At 60.5% G+C, this 22,106-nt stretch carries 21 protein-coding genes; 12 read left to right on the forward strand and 9 right to left on the reverse strand.

Annotation, left to right across the window (positions count from 1 at the left end):
• Positions 1-49: 49 nt before the first annotated feature.
• Positions 50-1,843, reverse strand: coding sequence for a hypothetical protein (locus tag ACZ899_RS00595; RefSeq protein ID WP_234560318.1), 1,794 nt, complete (start codon positions 1,841-1,843; stop codon positions 50-52).
• 255 nt (positions 1,844-2,098) lie between these two features.
• Between ACZ899_RS00595 and ACZ899_RS00600 the strand changes: the two genes are divergently transcribed.
• From ACZ899_RS00600 to ACZ899_RS00625, 6 genes are all read left to right on the forward strand, one after another.
• Positions 2,099-2,512 (forward strand): GFA family protein, encoded by a 414-nt coding sequence (locus ACZ899_RS00600; protein ID WP_234560317.1) that lies wholly within the window; start codon positions 2,099-2,101, stop codon positions 2,510-2,512.
• Between the two features lie 73 nt (positions 2,513-2,585).
• Entirely contained in the window at positions 2,586-2,924 is a 339-nt protein-coding gene (locus ACZ899_RS00605) for an FKBP-type peptidyl-prolyl cis-trans isomerase (RefSeq protein ID WP_203651705.1), read from the forward strand.
• 213 nt (positions 2,925-3,137) lie between these two features.
• Positions 3,138-3,800, forward strand: a complete 663-nt coding sequence (locus tag ACZ899_RS00610; RefSeq protein ID WP_234560316.1) for a histidine phosphatase family protein — start codon at positions 3,138-3,140, stop codon at positions 3,798-3,800.
• Positions 3,801-4,131: 331 nt separating this feature from the next.
• A complete protein-coding gene (locus ACZ899_RS00615) occupies positions 4,132-4,614 on the forward strand; it encodes a hypothetical protein (RefSeq protein WP_232856557.1) in 483 nt (160 codons plus the stop codon).
• 9 nt (positions 4,615-4,623) lie between these two features.
• Entirely contained in the window at positions 4,624-4,869 is a 246-nt protein-coding gene (locus ACZ899_RS00620; RefSeq protein ID WP_234560315.1) for a hypothetical protein, read from the forward strand.
• 137 nt (positions 4,870-5,006) lie between these two features.
• Positions 5,007-6,200 carry a D-amino acid dehydrogenase gene (locus ACZ899_RS00625; protein ID WP_234560314.1) on the forward strand — a complete coding sequence of 398 codons (1,194 nt, stop codon included), beginning with the start codon at positions 5,007-5,009 and terminating at the stop codon, positions 6,198-6,200.
• Positions 6,201-6,296: 96 nt separating this feature from the next.
• Here ACZ899_RS00625 and ACZ899_RS00630 read toward each other — a convergent pair whose 3' ends face one another.
• From ACZ899_RS00630 to ACZ899_RS00650, 5 genes are all read right to left on the reverse strand, one after another.
• Positions 6,297-7,025, reverse strand: a complete 729-nt coding sequence (locus ACZ899_RS00630) for an aspartate/glutamate racemase family protein (protein ID WP_203651710.1) — start codon at positions 7,023-7,025, stop codon at positions 6,297-6,299.
• 17 nt (positions 7,026-7,042) lie between these two features.
• Complete coding sequence (locus ACZ899_RS00635; protein ID WP_234560313.1) at positions 7,043-8,578, reverse strand: NCS1 family nucleobase:cation symporter-1; 1,536 nt, start codon at positions 8,576-8,578, stop codon at positions 7,043-7,045.
• Positions 8,579-9,010: 432 nt separating this feature from the next.
• Positions 9,011-9,487, reverse strand: a complete 477-nt coding sequence (locus ACZ899_RS00640) for a toxin-activating lysine-acyltransferase (protein ID WP_186715353.1) — start codon at positions 9,485-9,487, stop codon at positions 9,011-9,013.
• Positions 9,488-9,491: 4 nt separating this feature from the next.
• On the reverse strand, positions 9,492-11,204 hold the full coding sequence (locus ACZ899_RS00645) for a hypothetical protein (RefSeq protein WP_234560312.1): 1,713 nt from the start codon (positions 11,202-11,204) through the stop codon (positions 9,492-9,494).
• A gap of 166 nt (positions 11,205-11,370) precedes the next feature.
• Complete coding sequence (locus ACZ899_RS00650; RefSeq protein WP_442799877.1) at positions 11,371-11,598, reverse strand: response regulator transcription factor; 228 nt, start codon at positions 11,596-11,598, stop codon at positions 11,371-11,373.
• A gap of 243 nt (positions 11,599-11,841) precedes the next feature.
• On the opposite strand from ACZ899_RS00650, the gene ACZ899_RS00655 reads away from it, so the two are divergent.
• The 5 genes from ACZ899_RS00655 to ACZ899_RS00675 all read left to right on the forward strand — a co-directional run bounded on the left by ACZ899_RS00655 (position 11,842) and on the right by ACZ899_RS00675 (position 18,840).
• Positions 11,842-13,095, forward strand: coding sequence for an HlyD family secretion protein (locus tag ACZ899_RS00655; RefSeq protein ID WP_234560311.1), 1,254 nt, complete (start codon positions 11,842-11,844; stop codon positions 13,093-13,095).
• A gap of 10 nt (positions 13,096-13,105) precedes the next feature.
• Positions 13,106-15,259, forward strand: a complete 2,154-nt coding sequence (locus ACZ899_RS00660) for a peptidase domain-containing ABC transporter (protein WP_234560310.1) — start codon at positions 13,106-13,108, stop codon at positions 15,257-15,259.
• Positions 15,256-16,671: a TolC family protein gene (locus tag ACZ899_RS00665; RefSeq protein ID WP_234560309.1), complete on the forward strand. Its 1,416-nt coding sequence runs from the start codon at positions 15,256-15,258 to the stop codon at positions 16,669-16,671. The genes ACZ899_RS00660 and ACZ899_RS00665 overlap by 4 nt, the downstream gene beginning before the upstream one ends.
• Positions 16,672-17,333: 662 nt before the next feature.
• Positions 17,334-17,504 (forward strand): hypothetical protein, encoded by a 171-nt coding sequence (locus tag ACZ899_RS00670; RefSeq protein ID WP_234560308.1) that lies wholly within the window; start codon positions 17,334-17,336, stop codon positions 17,502-17,504.
• 223 nt (positions 17,505-17,727) lie between these two features.
• Positions 17,728-18,840 carry an SbmA/BacA-like family transporter gene (locus ACZ899_RS00675; RefSeq protein WP_234560307.1) on the forward strand — a complete coding sequence of 371 codons (1,113 nt, stop codon included), beginning with the start codon at positions 17,728-17,730 and terminating at the stop codon, positions 18,838-18,840.
• A gap of 57 nt (positions 18,841-18,897) precedes the next feature.
• On the opposite strand, the gene ACZ899_RS00680 is transcribed toward ACZ899_RS00675, so the two are convergent.
• On the reverse strand, positions 18,898-19,335 hold the full coding sequence (locus ACZ899_RS00680) for an Lrp/AsnC family transcriptional regulator (RefSeq protein WP_023631313.1): 438 nt from the start codon (positions 19,333-19,335) through the stop codon (positions 18,898-18,900).
• Between the two features lie 133 nt (positions 19,336-19,468).
• Between ACZ899_RS00680 and ACZ899_RS00685 the strand changes: the two genes are divergently transcribed.
• Positions 19,469-20,374 (forward strand): DMT family transporter, encoded by a 906-nt coding sequence (locus ACZ899_RS00685; protein ID WP_234560306.1) that lies wholly within the window; start codon positions 19,469-19,471, stop codon positions 20,372-20,374.
• Positions 20,375-20,568: 194 nt separating this feature from the next.
• Here the strand turns inward: ACZ899_RS00685 and ACZ899_RS00690 are convergent, their stop codons facing one another.
• Positions 20,569-21,429: a glutathione S-transferase C-terminal domain-containing protein gene (locus ACZ899_RS00690; RefSeq protein WP_051555768.1), complete on the reverse strand. Its 861-nt coding sequence runs from the start codon at positions 21,427-21,429 to the stop codon at positions 20,569-20,571.
• Between the two features lies 1 nt (position 21,430).
• Positions 21,431-22,078 (reverse strand): FMN-dependent NADH-azoreductase, encoded by a 648-nt coding sequence (locus ACZ899_RS00695; protein WP_023629104.1) that lies wholly within the window; start codon positions 22,076-22,078, stop codon positions 21,431-21,433.
• Positions 22,079-22,106 lie beyond the last annotated feature (28 nt).

Consider the following 22,106-nt stretch of genomic DNA (forward strand, 5'->3'; position numbering starts at 1 on the left):
GGAAATCGGCATGGGGTACCAGGGCCCGGCTTGGGCCCTGGTTGGTAGTTCAGAGCTGAATGAGCCCGGGAGGTGAGAAGAGGAAGGTCGTATCCTTGTCGCGCCGGATACCGTAGTTGAACAAAGCGGCGCCGCCTCGGTTTTCAGCTATCCAGGAGTCTAGTGCCAGAATTGTGGCTCTTTCAGGTTCATCAAATCGCTGATAACTAGTAGAGCGCTTTGCCACTCGTCCATTAATTATGAGGTTAACCATGTCGCTATCTTCCCATTTTGGGAACTCGATATCGGCAGTGTACTTATCACCATCAGAGGTGATCTTGATGGCCGGAGTTTCCACCGCTTGAGGCTCAACGGCCACCCTGCGTGGTGTGGAGGCTATGCCATTTACAAAGCTGGTCACGGAGACCTCACTCGAGTAGCCCCCCATTGCCAGCGAGTCCGGCAGCAAGAAATTCAGTGTCCCCGGTGAACGGACTGTTTTCTCCTCGCTGCGCCATTCAATCACGCCCGATGCCTTCCACACTACAGTGACCTTTTGTCCAGCTCGCATACCGGGGTAAGCCTCCACGTCGACCTTGAGATGCTGATCGGGCTGCACATCGCGTTGGTAATCCAGCTTGTCGTTCTTGGCTTGGGGAAGTTTGGGGGCTGCAATGACAGTGTGGGTGACCGGCCGGGAAGTACTTTTCGAGAGATGTTGACCGTCCACGTGGTAGGCGACACGGATCGAACCCTTTACCAATGCTTTTACGAAGCCATTGGGAATCTTGAACAACATGTCTTCAATCGGAGAGCCGACGTTCTGGGGTTCACTTGTAAAAGGCATGTCTTCGCCGTCGGCGTTCCGACCGTATGCCTCGACGACGACAGCTTGTCCCGGCCGCAGATTCTCATTCGCAGGCACCACCACCGTCAGGTCGTCGGTCAACAGGTACCTCATGTCGATCTCTTCGTCTTCATGTCCATCGACAAGAAGGCGCGGCGCGGCGGGCTGTTCGGGATAGTCGAAGTCGACATCCACCGTCGTGGACGGGGCCAGGAGGGAGTAATTGCCTGCGTCGTCGGTAATACTGTAGCGCAGCGAAGTTCTACCGCCTGGGATTTTGGACTTCACGTCGTCCAGAACGATCACCGTGTCGTTATCGGTATCATCAATTCGGATGCTGCATTCATATCCGGACCAATGTATCGTCAAGGTGTCGTAGCCGGATTGATAAGTCCATTTGGGGACCGTTATGGTGACCTTCTCGGTGTCTCCTGCCAGCCATTCAGGGATGATTGAGGCTTTTTCCAGCTTGTAGTTTTCCTCTGGGAGCGGCAGGTCTTTATCAGGGTCCCCGGGGATCGTGGTCTTGATGAGTAGTGCGGTTTCATCCGAGGGGAATTCTATTCCGCCTGGGAAACTTATGAACTTGTACCAGAGTCCATGCAAGCCTTCTTTTGTATTTATAAAATGTTCTGCAGTAGGTTCTAGCACTATGACGCCGGTCTCGTCTTTTTTGACGAATCGACTGTATATCATGGTGTCGTCCAGAAATAACTGAATGTCATCGCCATCCGCTACGTCGAGGTACGGGCCAACACGCGTTTCAAGAATCTTCTTCGGATTGTGCAACAAATCATAATAACCGAGTCCACCATTCCCCTGGCCATCGTCGTCGGCATCTACCATTTTCGGAGGCATCAAGTTGGCGTAGGGAGTGGGGTTGGTGCTGGTGTCAGTTGTGGTGGTTGTAGTTGTGGTTGTAGTTGTGGTTGGTGTTGACGTCGTTGTCGTTGTCGTTGTGATATGAGTGGCGGATGTTGTAGTGTTTTTCGCGGGTGTATTGGACGTGCTGCTCATAGGTGCTTCTCCTGGCCGGCGCGGGGGACAGGCATTGCCGGAGCTTCCAAGTTAGGAATTGTGCTGCTATGTAACAACTGGCAAAAATGCTAGGTCGAATGGGCACGAGCGGGCCTGAATTATCCGGGGTACGGCCACGCACACTTGCCTACGAGCGCCTGGCCAGGATGCTGGGCTGAGGCAGGGCGATGCCGGACATGCCTGGAGCCTGCGCCTATACTGCAACTCCCCGGAACAACCGCAAGGAGCCCTAAGATGCCCGTGGAAAAACAAGGCAGTTGCCTGTGTGGTGCAATTCACCTGAGTGCAACAATCGACAACACCCATGTCAGCGCCTGTCATTGCAGCATGTGCCGAAAATGGACCGGTGGCCCGCTGCTGGCGGTCCATTGCACCGAGCCCCCGCAATTCGAGGGCCCAACCCCGAGCGTCTATGATTCCTCCCCTTGGGCCCAGCGCGGCTTCTGCGGCCGGTGCGGTACGCACCTGTTCTACCGCTTGAAAGAGGGCAACCTCTATGTCGTGCCGGTCGGCCTGCTGGACGGCACGGAAAACTGGACCTTCACCGAGCAGATCTTCATCGACGAAAAACCCGCCTGGTATTGCTTCGAGAACGAGACCAAGAACCTCACCGGCCAACAGATCTTCGAACAGTTCGCCCCGTCCTGAGCCGACCAGCCTTGCCAAACTCAAGCATTCCTGAGAAAAGGGCGCCCACCAAAACCGTCTCGAGGAACCTGCCATGAGCAGTGAGCTGCAAGTCATCGATCTACACGAAGGCGACGGCAAGTCCGTGGTCAAGGGCGCGCTGATCACCACCCAGTACCGCGGCACCCTGGCCGACGGCAGCGAGTTCGATTCGTCCTGGTCGCGCGGCAAGCCGTTCCAGTGCGTGATCGGCACCGGCCGGGTGATCAAGGGCTGGGACCAGGGCCTGATGGGCATGCGCGTGGGCGGCAAACGCAAGTTGCTGGTGCCGGCGCACCTGGGCTATGGCGAGCGCTCGGTCGGTTCTATTCCACCGAATTCGGACCTCACCTTCGAGATCGAGTTGCTGGAAGTACTGACCCGCGACGATTGAGCTGCGAGCAATAATTCAGCAACACACAGGCGTTAACGTGGCCTTGTCCATGGAACGGCATGTGCGCCCAGGGAGGAACCAAACGGGTCGAAGGCACTCTGAGCCTCACTCGCTGCCACGGATGGCATTCACGACAGGGACGACCAGCAGCCAGGGCTGCCGGACCATGTGGCGGGGCAACCCAGTACCCCTTGCCACAAGAGTCCGTCCCAGATGAAGCTGCCCACCTTCCTTCGCCGTCGTCGTCACCTGTTGTTGAGCCTGACGCTCGCCGCTGCGGCCGTACCATTGGCCTTGGCAGTGGTCGAGAGCCGCGCGCAACCCGTGGATGGCACCCAGACCCTGGTTTTCCTGCGCCACGCCGAGAAGCCCGGCGAAGGGCTGGGGCAGTTGAACTGCCAGGGGCTCAACCGCGCTCTGGATCTCGCCACCTTGCTGCCCGAGCGTTTTGGCGAGGCTGACTACGTATTCGCCGCCAACCCTTCGCGGGGTGTCGAGGAAGGTAGCCTGGATGAGCGCTACAGCTATATCCGCCCGCTGATGACCATCAGCCCCAGCGCCATCCGCCTCGGCTTGCCGGTGAACATCGACTATGGCGCCAACGACACCGACGATCTGGCCGACGAGCTGCTTAGTAGCAAATACCGCAATGCGACGGTCTACACCGCCTGGTCCCGCGGTTATCTCCCGGAACTGATCAACACCGTGGCCGGCAAGGCCCTGGGCGAAGAGCGAGTGCTCACCGAAGACTGGCATCGCGACGACTTCGATACCTTGTACGTGCTCACGCTGACCTGGCGCGATGGCAAGGCGACCCTGCTCAGCCGTAACCTGCGCCAGGGGCTCGATCACGGCGAGTCTGGCTGTCCGACCTGACCTGCTGTTACTGTCTGGCCATCAGGCCTGGACGGGAACGGATGCATGAACCAGCGGGTGACAGTGGCGTTGGCTGGCGGTCTTCGGTATAGCCAATGCATTCCTACCGGTTGAACAAAAGGTAGAAAATCTGGGGCATCCAGCCCTTCAATGTGCGCCATGCCAAGGAACCGGGTTATGAAGGCCTGGCGCCGCGGTGCTAATTGTTTGATTTAGGAAGTTTCCCACCGGAATATCAGACGTCAACTGGTGCCTTAAGAGGTATGTCCGGAGCTATCGTCGCAAGTTCACCTGGATCGTTGTCCAGAGCCTTACGCAGGAAATGCTCCGCATGCCATTTGAAAGGACCTATCACGTCGTCGCACACCACGGCGTGGCATTCAATATATTCGAGTTCACCGTAAAACCTCTTGAGCGTTGTCGACTCAATGAGCTGTGCTTTTCGACAGCACGTCAGCACAACTATCAAATCGTCAGAAAGGTGATGGAGGTGTATGACCGGATGCAAGCGGGAGTACTTCCGTGTTTCGTCTCAGTCGCTATATCGCTGCCTCTGAACCGCATTCAGGGCGATGCGTTGAATGCTCAGCGTTGGACTGTAACCGGGTTGGTGTCGGCGGCCGTGGGTTCGACGGTCGGGTTGCTCGCGGGCGGTTTCATATCGGGTGGTCTGGCCAAAACCGCTACTGCGGCATTTGTGGCGGATCGTCTGCCAACCTATCACTCGGGTGATGTTCTGGTTTCAATCGATGCCAAGGTCAAAGGTGGTATTGGCCCTCAACACACTTCGATCTCGATGATCGTCACAGCGTGAGAATCGTTAATGTACGAGGATCCTGTTCAGATCATCCTGTCGCTATTCATAGGCTTCGCCATTGATCGTTGGCTGAGGTCACCCCGGCTGCGTACCTGGCTTGGCGTGAGTCTGCTCATTGCTGGGGCGCTCGGCATGCTGTTCTTGCATTGTGAAACGCTCAATGGGGTTGATGTGGTGTTGTGGAAGTCCTTCGCCATCGTGCTGGGTGTGTGCCTGGTTGTCTATCGTGACCGCTATAAGCATGTGGAATGACAGCGTTCGCGCAGTGCGCTGATTCAAGCCTTCGCGTCGCTTCCGCGGCATTTTCTATTGTCCAAGGATGCAAGCCTGGCTGTCCGACCTGACCTGCTGTTACTGTCTGGCCATCAGGCCTGGACGGGAACGGATGCATGAACCAGCGGGTGACAGTGATCGGCGGCGGGGTGGTCGGCCTGGCGACGGCTTATGCGCTGGTGCGCGACGGCTGGCAGGTCGACCTGGTCGAGGCCCGCGACAGCCTGGCCAGCGCCACAAGTTTTGCCAACGGCGGGCAGCTTTCGTACCGCTACGTGGCGCCACTGGCCGATGCCGGTGTGCCGTGGCAGGCGCTTGGCTGGTTGTTGCAGGGGGACTCGCCGTTGCGCCTTCGGTTGCGTCTGGACCCAGCGCAGTGGCGTTGGCTGGCGGCTTTCGTCATGGCCTGCCGTACCTCCGTCAATCGCCGTAATGCCGCTCGGCTGCTGAGTCTGGCGCTCGAAAGCCAGGCGGCTTTGCAGCGCTGGCGCGAGCAGGACGGCCTCGATGATTTCGCCTGGCGGCGCAATGGCAAGCTGGTCGCATTCCGTACCCAGCGTGCATTCGACCACGGGCGCCAAAACTTGCTTGATTCCCACAGCCAGCGAACACTGGATGCCGCCGAACTGCGCGAACTCGACCCGGCGCTTTTCGATGCACCGTTCGTTGGCGGCGTGTTCACCCCGGACGAAGAGGTCGCCGATTGCCACCGTTTTTGCCTGCGTCTGGCCGAGCGCCTGGAGGCGTCGGGACAATGCAGGTTGCTGTTGGGGCGACCGGTGACACGGCTGATAGCGCACGATGATCAGGTGCTGGCCCTTGAGCTGGGCAACGAACGGCTGGAAGTGCAGCACCTGGTGCTCTGCGCCGGGCACCGTAGCGCCGGCCTGGCATTGCCGGGCTTGAATTTGCCGGTCTATCCCTTGAAAGGCTACAGCCTGACCGCGCCGATTGGCGCCGCGCATCGGGCGCCCGATGTGAGTATCACCGACTACGAGCGCAAGATCGTCTATGCCCGGCTGGAGGATCAGCTGCGTGTGGCGGCGATGGTGGACATCGTCGGTTACGACGAGTCGGTGGATGCCGGCAGGCTCGCGAGCATGCGACGGCTGGCGCGCGAGACCCTGCCGGAGGCCGCTGATTACAAGCAGGCGGTGGAGTGGGCTGGGATGCGGCCGGCGACGCCGACCGGGGTGCCGATCATCGAGGCCACACGGTATCGCAACCTGTGGCTGAACCTGGGGCATGGTGCGCTGGGGTTCACCTTGGCGTGTGGCAGTGGCGAGCGGCTGGCGAGGCTGTTGCGCTGACCTTGTTGGCCTCATCGCGGGGCAAGGCCGCTCCCACGGATTGCTTTTGACGCCAGGGGAGTGGGCTTGCCCTGCGACGGGCGCGCTGCTGGTAGATCAGTGCCCGAAGCGCATCGGCCAGCCCACCACCTTCTTCGCCCGCGGCGTGGCGTAGGTGCGCACCTTGGAGGTGCTCAACCCCAGCCTCACCAGTGATTCGGCAATGGTCACCGCCGCGCTCACACCGTCCACCACCGGCACCCCGGTGCGCTGGCGGATCTGCTCGTCGAGTCCGGCCATGCCGCCGCAACCCAGGCAGATCACTTCGGCCTTGTCCTCGCGCACGGCGCGCTCGGCCTGCTCGACGATGGCTTCCACCGCACGCCGTGGGTCGCTTTCCAGCTCGAGCACCGCCAGGCCGCTGGCGCGCACCGAGGCGCAGCGCTCATACAGTCCGGAGAGCTTGAGGCGGTCCTCGATCAGCGGTACGGTGCGGTCCAGCGTGGTCACCACCGAGTAGGCGTGGCCCAGGTACATGGCAGTGCTGGCGGCGGCATCGGTGATGTCCACCACCGGCACGTCCAACAGCTCCTGCAGGCCTTCGCGGCCATGCTCGCCGTAGCCGGCCTGGATCACGGCATCGAAGGGTTGATCGTAGGCCAGCACCCGGTCCATCACCGCGATGGCGGCCAGGTAGCTCTCGAAGTTGCCCTCCACCGACTCGGCGCCGAACCACGGGGTCAGGCCGACGATCTCGGTACCGGGCGCGGCCACGCTGCGCGCTTGCTCGGCAATGGCTTCGGTGATGGCTTCGGTGGTGTTGACGTTGGCGATCAGAATACGCATGACGGATCTCCCTGAAATCAGTGGCTGCTGTGGTCGACGGCGATGCATTCGCCGCTGACATCGAGGTATTGGCGGTTGCGTGGCGCGATCAGCAGGTAGACGGCGGCGGCGATACCGGCACCGATCAGCCAGGAGAACGGCGCGATGCCGTGGAAGTTGGGCACCAGGGCCAGGACGATGGCCAGCAGCGCGGCCGGGATGAACGCGGCCAGGGCGCGCAGGTTGATGCCGCGGGTGTAGTGGTAGGCGCCGGCGGGATTCTCGCTGTACAGCTCGGGCACGTTGATGCGGCCCTTACGCAGCAGCCAGTAGTCGGCCATGATCACGCCGTACAGCGGGCCGAGCAGGGCGCCCAGGCCTGAGAGGAAGTACACGATCACCAGAGGGCTGTTGTACAGGTTCCAGGGCAGGATCAGCACCGCCAGGGTGGCGCTGATCAGCCCGGCGCGGCGGAAGTTCAGGTGGCGCGGCGCCAGGTTGCTGAGCACGAAGGCCGGGGCGACGAAGTTGGCCATGATGTTCACCGCCACGGTGACGATCAGGAAGGCCAGGCAGCCCAGCACCAGGAACGCGGTGTCGGGGATGCTGGCGACGATCTGCGTCGGGCTGTCGATGACCTGGCCGTTGATCTGGAACTGTGCGCCGCACAGCACCACGGTGATCGCCGCGAACACCAGGATGTTCACCGGAAGGCCCCAGAAGTTGCCGACGCGGATGGTTTTACGGCATGGCGAGGAGCGGGCGAAGTCGCAGAAGTTGAGCACCAGGGTGCCGTAGATCGCCAGCCACAGCGCGCCGCCGGCGAAGATATTGCGCCACATTTCGTAGCCGCTCAGGGGCTCGGCGACCGACCAGGCGATGCGCGCATCGGCCTTGAAGTACATGAACACCGCCAGGCTCGCCACGGTCAGCAGGATCACCGGGCCGGCGAAGGCCTCGTAGCGGCGCACCATCTCCATGCCGTAGGCGAGGATCACCAGCTGCACCAGCCAGATCGCCACGAAGCACACCCAGCCCAGGCTCGACAGGCCGAGGATGCTGTCGTGGTCGTAAGCGGCCACCTGCGGCCACACGGCGGTCAACAGCACCCGCAGCACCACCGAGGCCAGGTAGGTCTGGATGCCGAACCAGGCGATGGCGATCACCGCGCGGATCAGCGCCGGGATCTGCGCGCCATGGATGCCGAAGGCGATGCGGCTGATTACCGGGAACGGCACGCCGGTCTTCTGCCCCATGTAGCCGGACAGGTTCATGAAGAAGTACACCAGCGCCGCGCCGATCGCCAGCGACAGCAGGATCTGCCAGCCACCCAGGCCGAGGGCGAACAGCCCCATGGCGAAGGAGTAGTTGGCGATGTTGTGCACGTCGTTGGTCCACAGCGCGAAGATGCTGTAGCCGCCCCAGCGGCGGCCTGCCAGTTTGGTCGGGGCGAGGTCGCGGTTGTGCAGGCGCGGGCTCAGTTCGAGATCGGCGGGTTGGCCTTCGAGGGTGGTGGTCGAGGGATGGGTGCTGGCAACGGAAAGTTCAGGGGCAAGGGGGAGGCTGCTACTCATTCCGGCGGCTCCTGATGCGTGTGACTGCGATGAGCGGGCGCTGGCGCACGGGCTCGCCATCTCGTCGGTGCAGGCGTTGGCATCACTGGGTTCTGGGCGCAACGGTCGCCGGTGGGGCGACGCTGCGGGTTCTTGTGTATTTATGTTTCGTAAAACTTGTATACAAAACACAAACACACAAAAGCCAGTTCCATGCCAGCAGGAGTGGGAATGCTAGTTAACCTTTATTTCGAATCTATCTATGTAAAAGGTAAGTAAATGAAAATATTGAATTATAAATTGACCGAGTGAACAGGTTTAAATTTTATAGTGTTGATTTAGTTGATCGTTTGGTCAATTTTCCTGATGAGGGATGTGTAACCTATTGGGGCGTTACCCCGATAAAGTGCACACAAAAATGGCACTAAACGTGACATTTGTGTGTACAAGTATTCATCTGGTTTGCTTCTCTGTCCTGCAGCTCCCGATTCGTCGAATCGAATAGTCTGCGCGCCTGCGCACCCAGGAAATCTGGTCGATGCCAGCCTCGCGCAAATGCTGTCTCAGCATGGAAAGCGCCTCTTTGACAGCGCCCCCCGGGAAACAGAAATCGATGACCCAGGCGCGTCCACCCTCATTCCATTCACTCGGGTGCAGCAGGAAGTTCGGGTCCTGGAGCAGACGTTGCTCGGTGTCGGGCGCCAGGTGCGCCCAGATGAGAAAGCCCCTCGGCGCACAGGTCGAGTCGAAGAGCATGATGATCTGTGCGTGCTCGATAGCGGGTGCGAGCCAGTAGTACAACGTGCGTATCTGGAAGCCTGAAGAGCGTCGGCAGCCGGCCATGACCATGGCGGCATGGCCCAGCATCGTTGCCTTGTCATTGAGCTTGGCGTCTCGGCAGCTGGTCTGCAGAGTGTAATGTTTGTTCATCTGTTTACCTCACGAGGCCAGGGTAGAAGTTCAATGCCTGCCTGATTTCTTCATGGCCTTCGGCTTTTGCCGACAACGCCTCCAGCGTCAGCGGGGTTGTAGCGCGCTCCGACAGGCTGAACCGGCCGGTTTGCGGGTTGAAGCAGATGGCTAGCGTGGCACTTGACCAGAACGGCAGGGCATTCGGCTGTTCGTGGCCGAGATTGAAGCGACCAGCCAGCAGTGCGTGGTCTTGCAGTGCATGCAAGGCCACTCTTCGGTCGCCGACCGGTTCTGCATCAATAGCCTCGATAATGCTTTGCAGCTCATGCAGCACACGGTGGCTCCGGTTCAGCCGGGTGGCATTGATCAGCAGGGTGAGCTGGAGGTTATGGCGGTCTATGTTGTACTCGCCAGCCGCCTGCGCAACCCTGGTAAACAGCTGGTCGTAGCTTGAGCACAATGGGCCGGTCAGCGTGGCATCGCTCCCCAGCCAAGCCAGATCGCCATCTTTGCCGTTGCGCGACAGCAGCGCGTGAAAGAGTCGTCCACTCCAGCGTTGATAACCGTCCCAGCCCGTGGTGTCGGCGATGGCGGTAACAGTGAAATCGTCAAGCGCCAGAATGCGCTGCAGTGCAGTGGCAAAGGCGTTGAACTCCGGGGTGTTCTCCAGGCGGCGCAACAACCAGAGTGGGAATCCGGCCTGGGCGACCTGATACAGATTCAGGTAATGGCTGTAGCGTTGGTTGAATTGCTCAAGGGTCTTTTGCCAGAGGTGTAGCGACACCTCGTTGTCCACGACTGCGTACTTGCCCAGGTAGTAGCACAGGCTCTGCAGACTCTGCAGGGCGGGCAGGTATTCGCTGTTGAAGCGGTCGATGCTGGAGCGGTCGCCATTGATGAAGTGAGTGAACAGGCAAATGCCGCTCAGGTCCAGCCAGCCACCGGTCAGGGAAACGTTGGATGCACTGACATTGAAATGGATGATGTGTTTGGCGCGCGCGGCCGCGAACTGCTCGGCGTAGCGCCCGGCCAACTCGACCAGGCCATTTTCCAGGCGTTGTTCGAGTGAGGGTATTGGCGTTGTCGAGGCTCGTGCTTGGGGAAGGAACTCGACGAGCCGTTGAATGGCCTGTTTCACCCGTAGGGCATCTTCACCCAGGCCATCCAGGCGCTGCTGTCTGAAGTAGATGGACCTGATGAAATGCGCCGGGCGCACAACCGGCTGGCGAACCAGCAGGCCGCGTTTCAGCGTCCCGCGCCAGGTGTCATAGGTCAGGCCGGTGTCGAGGATGGCAATGGTTCTTGTCGCCCCGAAAGGCAGCACCGACGCGATGATTTCTGCCCACACCGACTCATAGAGTGCGGTGGTCAACGACAAGTTGCCATCACCATGTCCCGCATCCACATCGTGACCTACCAGCGGATTGGCCCCAATTCCCTTAAGTTGCCACACTCCATCAAAACCACAGCGTGCGCCGCCGCCGTTGCTGAGAATGCCGTCGCCGCCGTAACGTTCAGCCATGAAGGTCTTGCGTGTTGCATTGGCGCGCCGGGGCACGGTATCGGTCCGGATCATGTAGCTGTAAGAGGCCAGCAAGTCAGTCGAGTTCTGCCGTTCACACAGCGCCTCGTTAAGATAAATAACTTCACAGCCCTCGATATATTCCGTTTCAAAAGGGACGAATACTTCGTGCAACTCGTTGAGTTGCGCCACTTCATTGTCTGGGGCGATCATCTGGACGGAATAAGTTCTGGCGATTAGTCGAGGCGTGTCAAGGCCGGGGAGGCCCGCTACGGCGTGCGGCTCTGCAAGGCGGGCATGTTGACGTTTATACTCTGTGGGTATGTCAAAGTGCCACCCTACAGGTGTAGGATGGCCAGCGCTTCAAGAATGTGAATAATTACGTATTGCCTGCGGCTTTGTGTTGAAGCGAGGGCGGGTGTTCGTTTGATGTACTGAACAGTATGGCCAGTTCAATGCGGCTGCCAACATTCAGCTTTTTGAATACCGAGGACAAATGGTCCCTGACGGTGTGTTGGCTGATACCCAGTTGTTGTCCGATTTCCTTGTTGGTCAACCCTCTCGATAAGCAATGAATAACGTCGTGTTCTCGTTCCGTGATGTTCAACGCATGTTTCCTTTGTATTGCGGTTGCCGAATGTCAGGCGGCGGATGACAAAGTCAAGTGGCTCTGTGTGCTGTCCTGTACATGGTGGGGGAGGACGAGCGGCGGCGTCAAAAATTTAGTTGGGCCGCACATTATTTTTGTCCGCTGAGGGCACCTTCGTAATCAAGCCGACCCGCTGAGGTCGGGCCCGGGGTGAAGTCTCCCGGCCAGGTAAAGGATAACTGCGTGACAGGTAAGGCCCCCTTGTTCAGACCCGAAGCGCTGGCCGCGCGACAGAGCACCTGGTTGGGTGACATCGTGCTGGTCAGGCCTGTGTCCTTCACGGTGATGACACTGGTGGCGTTGTTGCTCGCGGTGTTGGTCGTGAGTTTCTTTTTCTATGGCAGTTATACGAGGCGTAGCACCGTCCCAGGTCAACTGGTGCCATCGTCCGGACAGTTGAAAATTCATTCGCCGCAGTATGGTGTCGTGCTGGAGCGTTACGTCGAGGAAGGGCAGCAGGTAGAGCAGGGCGGGCGGCTGTTCCTGATTTCCAGTGAGCGCTCGGTCGACTCGGGGCCTGTCCAGGCAGGGGTCAGCGATCAGCTTCAGGGGCAGCGTCGTTCCCTGGAGGAGGAGTTGCGCAAGCAGCAGCAACTGCAGGTTGAGGCGCGGCAGAGTCTGGATAGCAAGCTGCGAAGCCTCACTCAGGAGCTGGACACGCTGGCGCAGCAGATCGCCAGCCAGCAGCGGCTTGTGCAACTGGCCGGCAATGCGGCCGAGCGCTATCAGGGGCTCATGGACAAAGGCTATATCTCCATGGACCAGCTTCAACAGCGCCAGGCCGAGCTTCTGGGGCAGCGCCAGAGTCTTCAGGGCCTGGTGCGCGAATCGACCGTGCTCAGGCAGCAGTTGGTCGAGCGACAGCATGAACGGGCAGGGCTGGAGGCACTACATGGTAATCAGCTGGCCAGCATTCGCCGATCGCTGTCGTCGGTGCAGCAGGCGTTGATCGAAAGCGAAGCCAAGCGCTCGCTGGTCATTACGGCACCCCAGCCAGGCGTGGCCACCTCCATCCTGGTGGGGCCGGGGCAGGTGGTGGACAGTTCGCGCACGCTGATGAGCCTGGTACCGGCGGATGCCAATCTGCAGGCAGAGCTGTATGCCCCCAGCAAAGCCATTGGCTTTATCCAGGCGGGCGATGCGGTGCTGCTTCGCTACCAGGCCTACCCCTATCAGAAATTTGGCCAGCACCATGGTCAGGTCGTTTCGGTGTCCAGGACCACGCTTTCGGCTGCCGAGCTTGCCAATGTGGTCGGGAGCGTGCCCGGCCTGGGAGGCAATGGTGAACAGATCTATCGCATTCGCGTGGCGATCGATAGGCAGTCGGTGCAGGCGTACGGGGAGTCCCGGGCATTGCAGGCCGGCATGCTGGTCGAGGCGGATGTGCTGCAGGAAACCCGGCGTCTTTACGAGTGGGTGCTCGAACCGCTCTACAGCCTGACGGGCAAACTCTAGGAATGGACGCATGAACTACATCGACGCCATCACCCCGAGCCTGGGGCGCCGTCTTCCGCTGATCCTGCAGACCGAGGCAACCGAGTGCGGACTGGCCTGCCTGGCCATGATCGCAGGCATGCACGGCCATCATACGACCCTGATGGAGCTGCGCCGGCAGTTCAGCGTTTCGCTCAAAGGCATCACCCTCAGGCAACTGATGCAGACTGCCGAGCGCCTCAACCTGGGCACCCGTGCGGTCAGGCTGGAGCTGAGCGATCTGAACAAGCTCAAGCTGCCATGCGTGCTGCATTGGAACTTCAACCATTTCGTGGTGCTCAAGGCTGTCCATGGGCAGCACCTGACCCTGCATGATCCCGGCCAAGGGGTGCGCCAGCTGAGCTTTGCCCAAGCCAGTGAAAGCTTCACCGGCGTTGCCCTGGAGGTATGGCCCGAGCAGGGCTTCGAGGCGCAGGCCGCCAAGCCCCGGTTGGGCTTGACCAAGATGCTCGGGCGTGTGAGCGGGCTGTACCGTGGCTTGGCCCAGGTGCTGCTGTTGGCGCTGGTGCTGGAAGTGTTCTCACTGGTCAGTCCGTTCCTGTTGCAATGGACCCTCGACAACGTCGTGGTCACCCAGGACCGTGATCTACTGACCACGCTGATGATCGGCTTTGGCCTGTTGCTTTTGATGCAGCAGTTGGTCAGTGCCACGCGCGCCTGGGTCATGATGCACATGAGCACGTTGCTCAGCGTGCAGTGGCGGGCAAACCTCTTCAGTCATCTGCTGCGTCTGCCGATCCAGTACTTCGAGAGGCGTCACCTGGGCGACGTGGTGTCTCGCTTCGGGGCTGTCGATCAGATTCAGCATACGCTGACTGCGGCGTTCTTCTCGGCGATACTCGACGGCCTGATGACTGTCGCCACCCTTGCCTTGATGTTCCTCTACAGCCCGTCGCTGGCGATGATCGCCGTGCTGGCGATGGTGGCCTATATCCTGGTTCGCTGGATGTGGTATGGCCCACTGCGCCGTGCCAGCGAGGAGCAGATCGTTCATGCGGCGCGCCAGCAGAGCCATTTCCTCGAAACGCTGCGAGGGGTACGCACGCTCAAGTTGTTCCAGCGTCAAGGTGAACGGCGCTCCACCTGGCTCGGATTGTTGGTTGCCCAGATCAACGCCGGATTGCGCACGCAGAAACTGCAGTTGCTCTACACCCAACTCAACGCGCTGATCTTCGGGTTGGAAAACCTCTGCACCATCGGTCTAGGTGCATCGCTGGTCATGAGCAATCACTTCACGGTCGGCGTGCTGATGGCGTTCATGGCGTACAAGGGGCAGTTCGTCAGCCGTGTAGCCAGCCTGGTAGACCACCTGTTCGACCTGCACATGTTGCGTTTGCAGGGTGAGCGGCTGGCCGACATCGTCACCCACCCTCCCGAGGAACAGCGGGATACCCCCCAGGGCGCGGACTGGCCAGCGCGCCAGATGACCATCGACATCCAGAACCTGAGCTATCGCTACTCCGAGCATGAGCCGCTGGTGCTCGATGGCATCGACCTGCACATCGCGCCCGGGGAGTCCGTTGCCATCACCGGTGCCTCGGGATGCGGCAAGAGTACCTTGGTGAATGTGCTGCTGGGGATATTGCCGCCCACCAGTGGCCAGATTCGCATGGGTGGGCATGAGCTGCGCCAGCTGGATCTGGAGTCCTGGCGCGGACGGATCGGCACGGTGATGCAGGATGACTGCCTGTTCGCCGGCTCGCTCGCAGACAACATCACGTTCTTCGAGTCGAGCCCCGATCTGGAATGGGCCATGGAATGCGCGCGCATGGCGGCCATCGATGCCGAAATCATGGCCATGCCAATGGGCTACAACACCTTGGTAGGCGACATGGGCACGGTGCTGTCCGGAGGCCAGAAACAGCGCTTGCTGCTGGCCAGGGCACTGTACAAGCGGCCGGATATCCTCATCCTCGACGAGGCGACCAGCCATCTTGATGTGGCCAGTGAGCAGCGGGTCAATGCTGCGGTGCGTGCGCTCGCCGTGACCCGAATCATCGTTGCCCACCGCGCCGAGACGATTGCCTCGGCAGACCGGGTGGTACACCTTGAAGCAGGCCGAGTCAGGCTCGATCTGCCGAGGGTGGATTCACCGTCCTGCCCAGGCGGGGCGGTCACATCGTGAGCGCTGGCACTTTCTTTGGCTGTCTGCTCGGCATGCTGTACGCGTGGTCGTCCGGCGTCGTTGCGCTGGATGTATTCTCGACCGATGAGTCCGTGGCGGTCATGGTTGCGCGCAACGATGCCGAAGCAGGTGCAACCTGTATTGACCCTGTGCAACCAGGGGGGCTTACCCTCGATGTCATGATCGAGCGTGTGTTATGTCGTGACCCCAAGGCCCGACGTGCCTGGGCTGAGGCCAAGTTCCAGGCCGCGCAGGTGGGAATAGCCCAATCGGCCTACCTGCCAAGGCTTGATGCTAGGTCCTCGTTCAGTCGCAGTCGCAATGACAGCCGTTACGACAACCGAGAGGATCACTCGATCCAGGGCAGGCAGCGTCAGCTCGAAAATCGACTGGGCCTGAGCTGGGTGCTGTTCGATTCCGGTCGACGAGAGGCCGACCTGCGTCATGCGCGGCAATTGCTGGTGGCGGCCAATGCCGATCAGGACGAGCGCTTGCAGCAGGCATTTTTGCAAGCGGCCCGTTTGTACTACGACACCTTGGCGGCCCAGGACAGGCAGCGGCTTGCAGAACAGGTTGCCGCACTGGCGGCCGAGAATCTCAAGGATGCGTCCGCCAAGTACGAAGCGGGCGCGGCCGCGCTTTCAGATCGTTTGCAGGCACAGACCGCCTACACACAAGCCAGCCTGAACGAAGTTCGGGACCGGGGGGCGGTACGCAGCGCCCAGGGGCAGATTGCCCTGCTTGCAGGGTTGCCGCTGCAGACGACGCTGACGCTGGCGGGGACGCTGGCCTGGCGCCCGACCACGTCTTTCGTCCAGGACCTGGATGCGCTACTCGAACAGGCGGGATTGGACCATCCCGCAGTCATAGCCGCAAAGGCCCGGCTGGATGCGGCGAAAGCTGGTATCGCCGAGCGCGAGGCTGCCGGTCGCCCGTCGCTGTCGCTGATCGCTTCGCTTTCAGATATGCAGGCACATCGGTCAACCGACTTTGATGGCGACAGCCGCGCCCGTGACAGCGTTGTCGGTCTGCAACTCAACATCCCGCTGTTCGAAGGATTCGAGCGCACCTACCAGGTGCGTGGTGCCCGGGCCAGGATGCAGGCCAGTGAAGCAGAGCTGGCGGATGTCGAGCAGCGCGTATCGCTGCAGCTGTGGGACAGCTACCAGTCCCTGGGTACCGAAACCCAGGCACTTGAAAGAACCGCCGAGTGGGTGGAGCAGGCAATGCTTGCCCTGAACGTGGTCCAGGGCCGTTATCGCTCTGGGGTGGGCAGCATGATCGAGCTGCTCAATGCTTCTTCCGCCTATGCAATGGCGGAGCAGGAGCATATTGCTGCATTGAACCGTTGGCACCTCGCGCGTTTGCGACTGGTGGCGAGCCTGGGGCGCCTGGGATTCTGGGCGCTTTGATCGCTGCTATTCGAAAAGCGCTTCGCGCGCGTGTAGCCGAAGGGTAAACGCTGAACATCTTTTAATAAAACCATAGGGAATTGTAATAATGCGCGATATCACAGTAGAAGAACTCGAGATGGTGGCAGGCGCCTTTGGTCCTATTGGGGCAGTCGGTGGTGCAGCCGTTGGCGTTGCTACTTACCTCGGTAGCCAAACGGGTGGTGGCAGCATCAATGGCGCTGACCTGGCATTGGCGGCTGGGGCTGGCGCGCTGGTAGGTGCTATCGCCGGGCCTGCGGGCATCGGAAGTATCGCTGCGGGTACGACAGCAGGTTTTGGCGGCGGCGTGATTGCAGGTAATGGATCCCGGATGTGGGGCAGTGCTTCGACTGGCGCTTAAGCGTTTAACGCTGTTGATCGTCCATCACCAGGGCGGGCAGTCTGGTCAATTTTGATCGGTTGTCCGCTTGCAAGGTCGGAAGAGGCTGAAATAGCTCAGAATTCGCTGGGTGTTTGAGCCTCTTTTCGACTTGGGGAGTCAAGTGGTCCGGCGCCATCCCTACACATGTAGGGTGTCGGGCGCGGTACGCGGACGCTAGACTGAGTGTCAGTAGTGGCTTCAAGCCATTCTGCCGACGTAAATACTCGGCGTCAGAGGGTAGGTGATCTGGAATGTATCCATGAATTCTTTCGTCGTCATGGCCGTGACGATCTCCATCGGAATAGCGGTGGGGACAGCGGCCGACTATTGGATGATCAATGTTTACATCAAGTACGCGTTGATGGCGTTGGCGATAACGCTGTCGCTTCGTGTACTGGGCGAAAAAAAGGGTAAAGTCAAACGCTCCTGAGGGATGTGGCGTGCGTTAGGACCTACGTCGTCAAGGGGCAGTTGGCGGGTGCCGGCGTCATCGGAGCGATCGCTGATCGCGCCAGCGCAACGCGTGGTTGTTTTGTATTGAGATGCACGTTTAGTGTGATGACCCTGTACGCGACGGTCAGACGGTCCGTTCAGAGTGACTATAAGGAGCGATACACGCTCCGCTCATAATTAAATTATATTCCGTGATGTCAATGAATTCGAAAATTTCTAGCGGGAGTGATGGCGCTCCCGAAGATTCGTCATTCTTTCGTAAAACTTTTTATTTGGTGTCGTTGTACTGGAAGAGCGAAGAAAAGCTATTCGCCTGGTGCTCACTGGTGGCATTGGGGGGGCTGTCCCTTCTGGCGGTGGCCACCGCACTGGCGATCAATGAATGGTACAAGCACTTCTATAATGCCATTCAAGAACTCGATGCTTACTCCTTCTATCGGCTGGTAGTGGTGTTCATTGCCATTGTGCTGTTCTCGGTATTTCGTTCGGTATTGATCACCTATTGGGTCGACGTCTTCGCGCTGAGATGGCGTCGCTGGTTGACCAATCACTACCTGTCGGCCTGGGTCGTCGAGTCGAATCACCCCGATCAGGTCGAGCGGCAGGTCGACAATCCCGATCAGCGCATCGCCGAAGACATCAACAAGTTCACGTTCGAGACCATTGACCTGGCCTGTGGCCTGTTCTACACGTTGGCCAGCGTCGTGTCGTTCAGTGTGGTATTGATCGGCATTTCCGGTAGTGCGCAGTTGTGGGGCCTGAACATTCCCGCCTATATGTTCTGGGCCGCCTTACTTTATGCGTTTCTGGGAACCTACATCAGCCAGAAAATCGGTTTCAAGCTGGTCTCCTTGAGCAACAATCAGCAACGCTCCGAGGCGGACCTGCGTTATTTCCTGATCCGCTTTCGCGACAGCTCCAGCGACCAGGCGGCCTCTTGTGGGCGTCATGGCGAAAAACAACGGATCAGTGAGAAGCTCGATGTCAGCCTGGCCAACATGCGTCGTACCATCAATGTGAAAATGCGTCTTTCCCTGTTCACCGAGAGCTACAGTCAGCTGTCGCTGGTGTTCAGCAGCCTGTTGGCTGTTCCGCGATTCTTTTCCGGCGCCATCATGTTTGGCGACGTCATGCAGATCAACTCTGCATTCGGCAATCTTTGCGGGAACCTGAGCTGGTTCATCAATGCCTATCACCGCCTGGCCGACTGGAAAGCCACGACGGACCGCTTGATCTCGTTCGATGGAGCCTTGGCCGAGCGTTGCGAAACCCATGGCGCAGTACGAGGGCATGGAACTGTCTTTGCGAAGTAGCCTGAACCTGAGAGGGCTTGCGTCGGCTGACTGCTGCAACGCTGCTGCCAGGTCTGCTCACTCCATCGGCGGCAACCGCCGCTTCACCGGCGTCTTCTTGATGATCGCCGTATTGGTTTCGGCCAGCACGTTGAGGCGGTCGAGCAGCGTGTCCAGCTGCTCCATCGAGCGCACATGCAGGCGGGCGATGAAACAATCCTCGCCGGTAACCTTGTCGCACTCGGTGAACTCGGGAATGGCCACGATTTGCCGCTCCACCTCCTGCAACTGCCCCGGTAGCGGGCGAATGCGCACGATGGCCTGCAACTGGTAGCCGAAACAGCGCGGGTCCACCTCCACCGTATAGCCGCGCAGTACGCCGCGCTCTTCCAGGCGGCGCAGGCGCTCGCTGACGCTGGGCGCCGACAATCCGCTGATCTGCGCCAGGGCCTTGAGCGAGCGGCGCGAGTCTTCCATCAGGGCGTTGATCAGCAACTGGTCGATGGCATCGGTCATGGCAGCCTCGTTAGGTGATTTTCAAGATATGCCTTGATAGTAAAGGCGAGATCACAGATATGCCTTGGTTATCCGCTGGAAGGTCGCCCTCGACCCTCCGCATACTGTGCCCATCATCGACAGGAGGTGTGAGATGGACAATTCGCTGCGCCGTGGCTCGCTGGAAATGATCGCCGCCATGCTGATATCCGGGACCATCGGCTGGTTCGTGCTGGTATCCGGGCAGCCGGTGCTGGAAGTGGTGTTCTGGCGCTGCGTGTTCGGCGCCGGCACCTTGCTGCTGATCTGCGCGGCCATGGGCTTTCTCAAACCGGGTGTGCTGACCCGCGCCACCTTCCTGCTGGCGGTGGCCAGCGGCGTGGCGATCGTCGGCAACTGGGTGCTGCTGTTCGCCTCCTATTCGCGGGCTTCGATTGCCATCGGCACGGCGGTGTACAACGTTCAGCCGTTCATGCTGGTGGGCCTGGCCGCGCTGTTTCTCGGCGAGAAGATCACCCCGGCCAAGCTGACCTGGTTGAGCGTGGCGTTCCTCGGCATGCTGGCCATCGTCAGCGCCCATGGCGCGGGGCAGGCCAGTGGCGACGAGTACCTGCTGGGCATTGTCCTGGCATTGGGCGCGGCGTTCCTGTACGCCGTGGCGGCGTTGATCATCAAGCGCCTGACCGGCACGCCGCCGCACCTGATCGCGCTGATCCAGGTGAGCACCGGTGTGTTGCTGCTGGCGCCGTGGGTGAAGCTCGGTGGATTGCCGGGTGAACTGCCGGCGCTCGGCAGCCTGGTGACACTGGGGATCGTGCATACCGGGTTGATGTACGTGCTGTTGTACAGCGCCATCCAGCGCCTGCCCACGGCGTTGACCGGGGCGTTGTCGTTCATCTACCCGATCGCGGCGATCCTGGTCGACTGGGTGGCCTTCGACCATCGCCTGGCGCTGGTACAGTGGCTGGGTGTGGGGCTGATCCTGCTGGCGGCGGCGGGCATGCAGCAGGGATGGTGGTTCCGGCCGGCCAGCGGCCGCGGCGTGGCAAGGCCTGAATGAGGTTCAGTTTGTAAGATCGGCGTGGTCTTGGCGTGTAACAGCCTCAAGGTGTTGAAGTCGTCCGGAGTCGGTATTCGGCTTCAACCGCCGGGGCTGCGAGGCAGCCCTTTCGCGGCACAAGGCCGCTCCTACAGGGGGATGCGCTTCCTGTAGGAGCGGCCTTGTGCCGCGAAAAGACCGCAAACGCCGACTGCTCAGTTCAACCAGCTCAACGCCGGCCCCTGGGGCACGATCCGGGTCGGGTTGATGTGGTTGTGCGAGTAGTAGTAGTGCAGCTTGATATGCGCCATGTCGATGGTGCGGTAGATCGCCGGGATCTGCGTCAGGCGCACCAGGTACTGGTACAGTGCCGGGTACTCGGCCAGGGTCTTGTGGTTGGTCTTGAAGTGCACGTAGTACACCGCCTCGTAGCGGATCAGCGTGGGCAGCAGGAACAGGTCCGACAGGCTCAGCTTGCCGCCCACCAGGTACGGCTGCTTGCGCAGCCGATGCTCGAGGGTGTCCATGGCCGCGAAGAACTGCTGGAAGGCCTGGTCGTAGCTCTCCTGGTCCGGGGCGAAGCCCATGTGGTAGACCATGCGGTTGATGTTGGTGTGCAGCCACTGGTTGAGCTCGACGATGTCGCAGCTGGAGCGGTCGGGCACCAGGTCGATCGGGGTCTTGGCCAGGGGCAGCAGGCGGGTCGCCATCTGCAGCGCCAGCTCCGCCGAGTCGTTGTGCACGATACGGTTCTGCTGACGATCCCAGAGCACCGGCACCGACTGGTTGCCGGTGAAGCCCGGGCGCGAGCGCTCGTACAGGCTCGACAGCAGGGTGACGTCCTTGTGCAGCGGGTCCTGGTCGTGTTCGTCGAACTCCCAGCCCTGGTCGTGGCGGCGGGCCGCCACCGAGGTGACGTCCAGCGCGTCTTCCAGGCCCAGCAGGCTCTGCACCAGGTGCACCCGGTGCGAGAACGGGCAGGCGTGGGAGATGTACAGGTGGTAGCGGTTGGGCTCGGCCACCAGTTCGCTGAGGAACAGTTCCTGGACCGATGGGTTGTCTTGGCTGCGGGTCATCTTACCTCCCTACGGCGGTGGCCAGGCTTGGGCATGGGCGTTCGCCGAGGGCGGCGATGCTGTGCTGGATCTTCAGGTTGGCGGCGGCCAGGCCCGCGGCCAGGCTTTCTTCGCCCATGCCCAGGCCTTCGGCGTAGATGAACTCGACGCTGTTCAGGCCGACGAAGCCCAGGGTCTGCGACAGCCAGCCGGCCAGGGTGTCGGTGCCCTGGCTGTAGACGCCGCCGCTGGCGTTGAGCACGTGCACCGGCTTGTCATCCAGCAGCCCGACCGGGGCGCCGTCGACATAGGTGAAGGTGACGCCACCACGCACGATGTAGTCGACCCAGGTGTGCAGGATCGACGGTGCGCCGAAGTTGTAGCGTGGCAGGCCGATCACCACGCGGTCGGCTTCCTGGATCTCTTCGATCAGCTCGTTGGACAGCTTCAGTGCCGCGGCCGCCTCGATGCTGCTGGCGTCACCGCCGAACAGGGCGTCCATGGTCACCGCATTGAGGTGCGGGATGGGCTGGGCGTGCAGGTCGCGTACCGCCACCGAAGCTTCGGGGTTGACCTCTTTGAGCTGCTTGAGGAAGTTGTCCACCAGTTGGCCGGAGAAGCCGCCATCGGACTTGATCGAGGAGCGGATGACCAGGACCTTGTGATTCATTGCGAGAATCCTTTCAGTGATGTGTGTG

The sequence above is a fragment of the Pseudomonas sp. TE31087 genome, assembly GCF_057284075.1.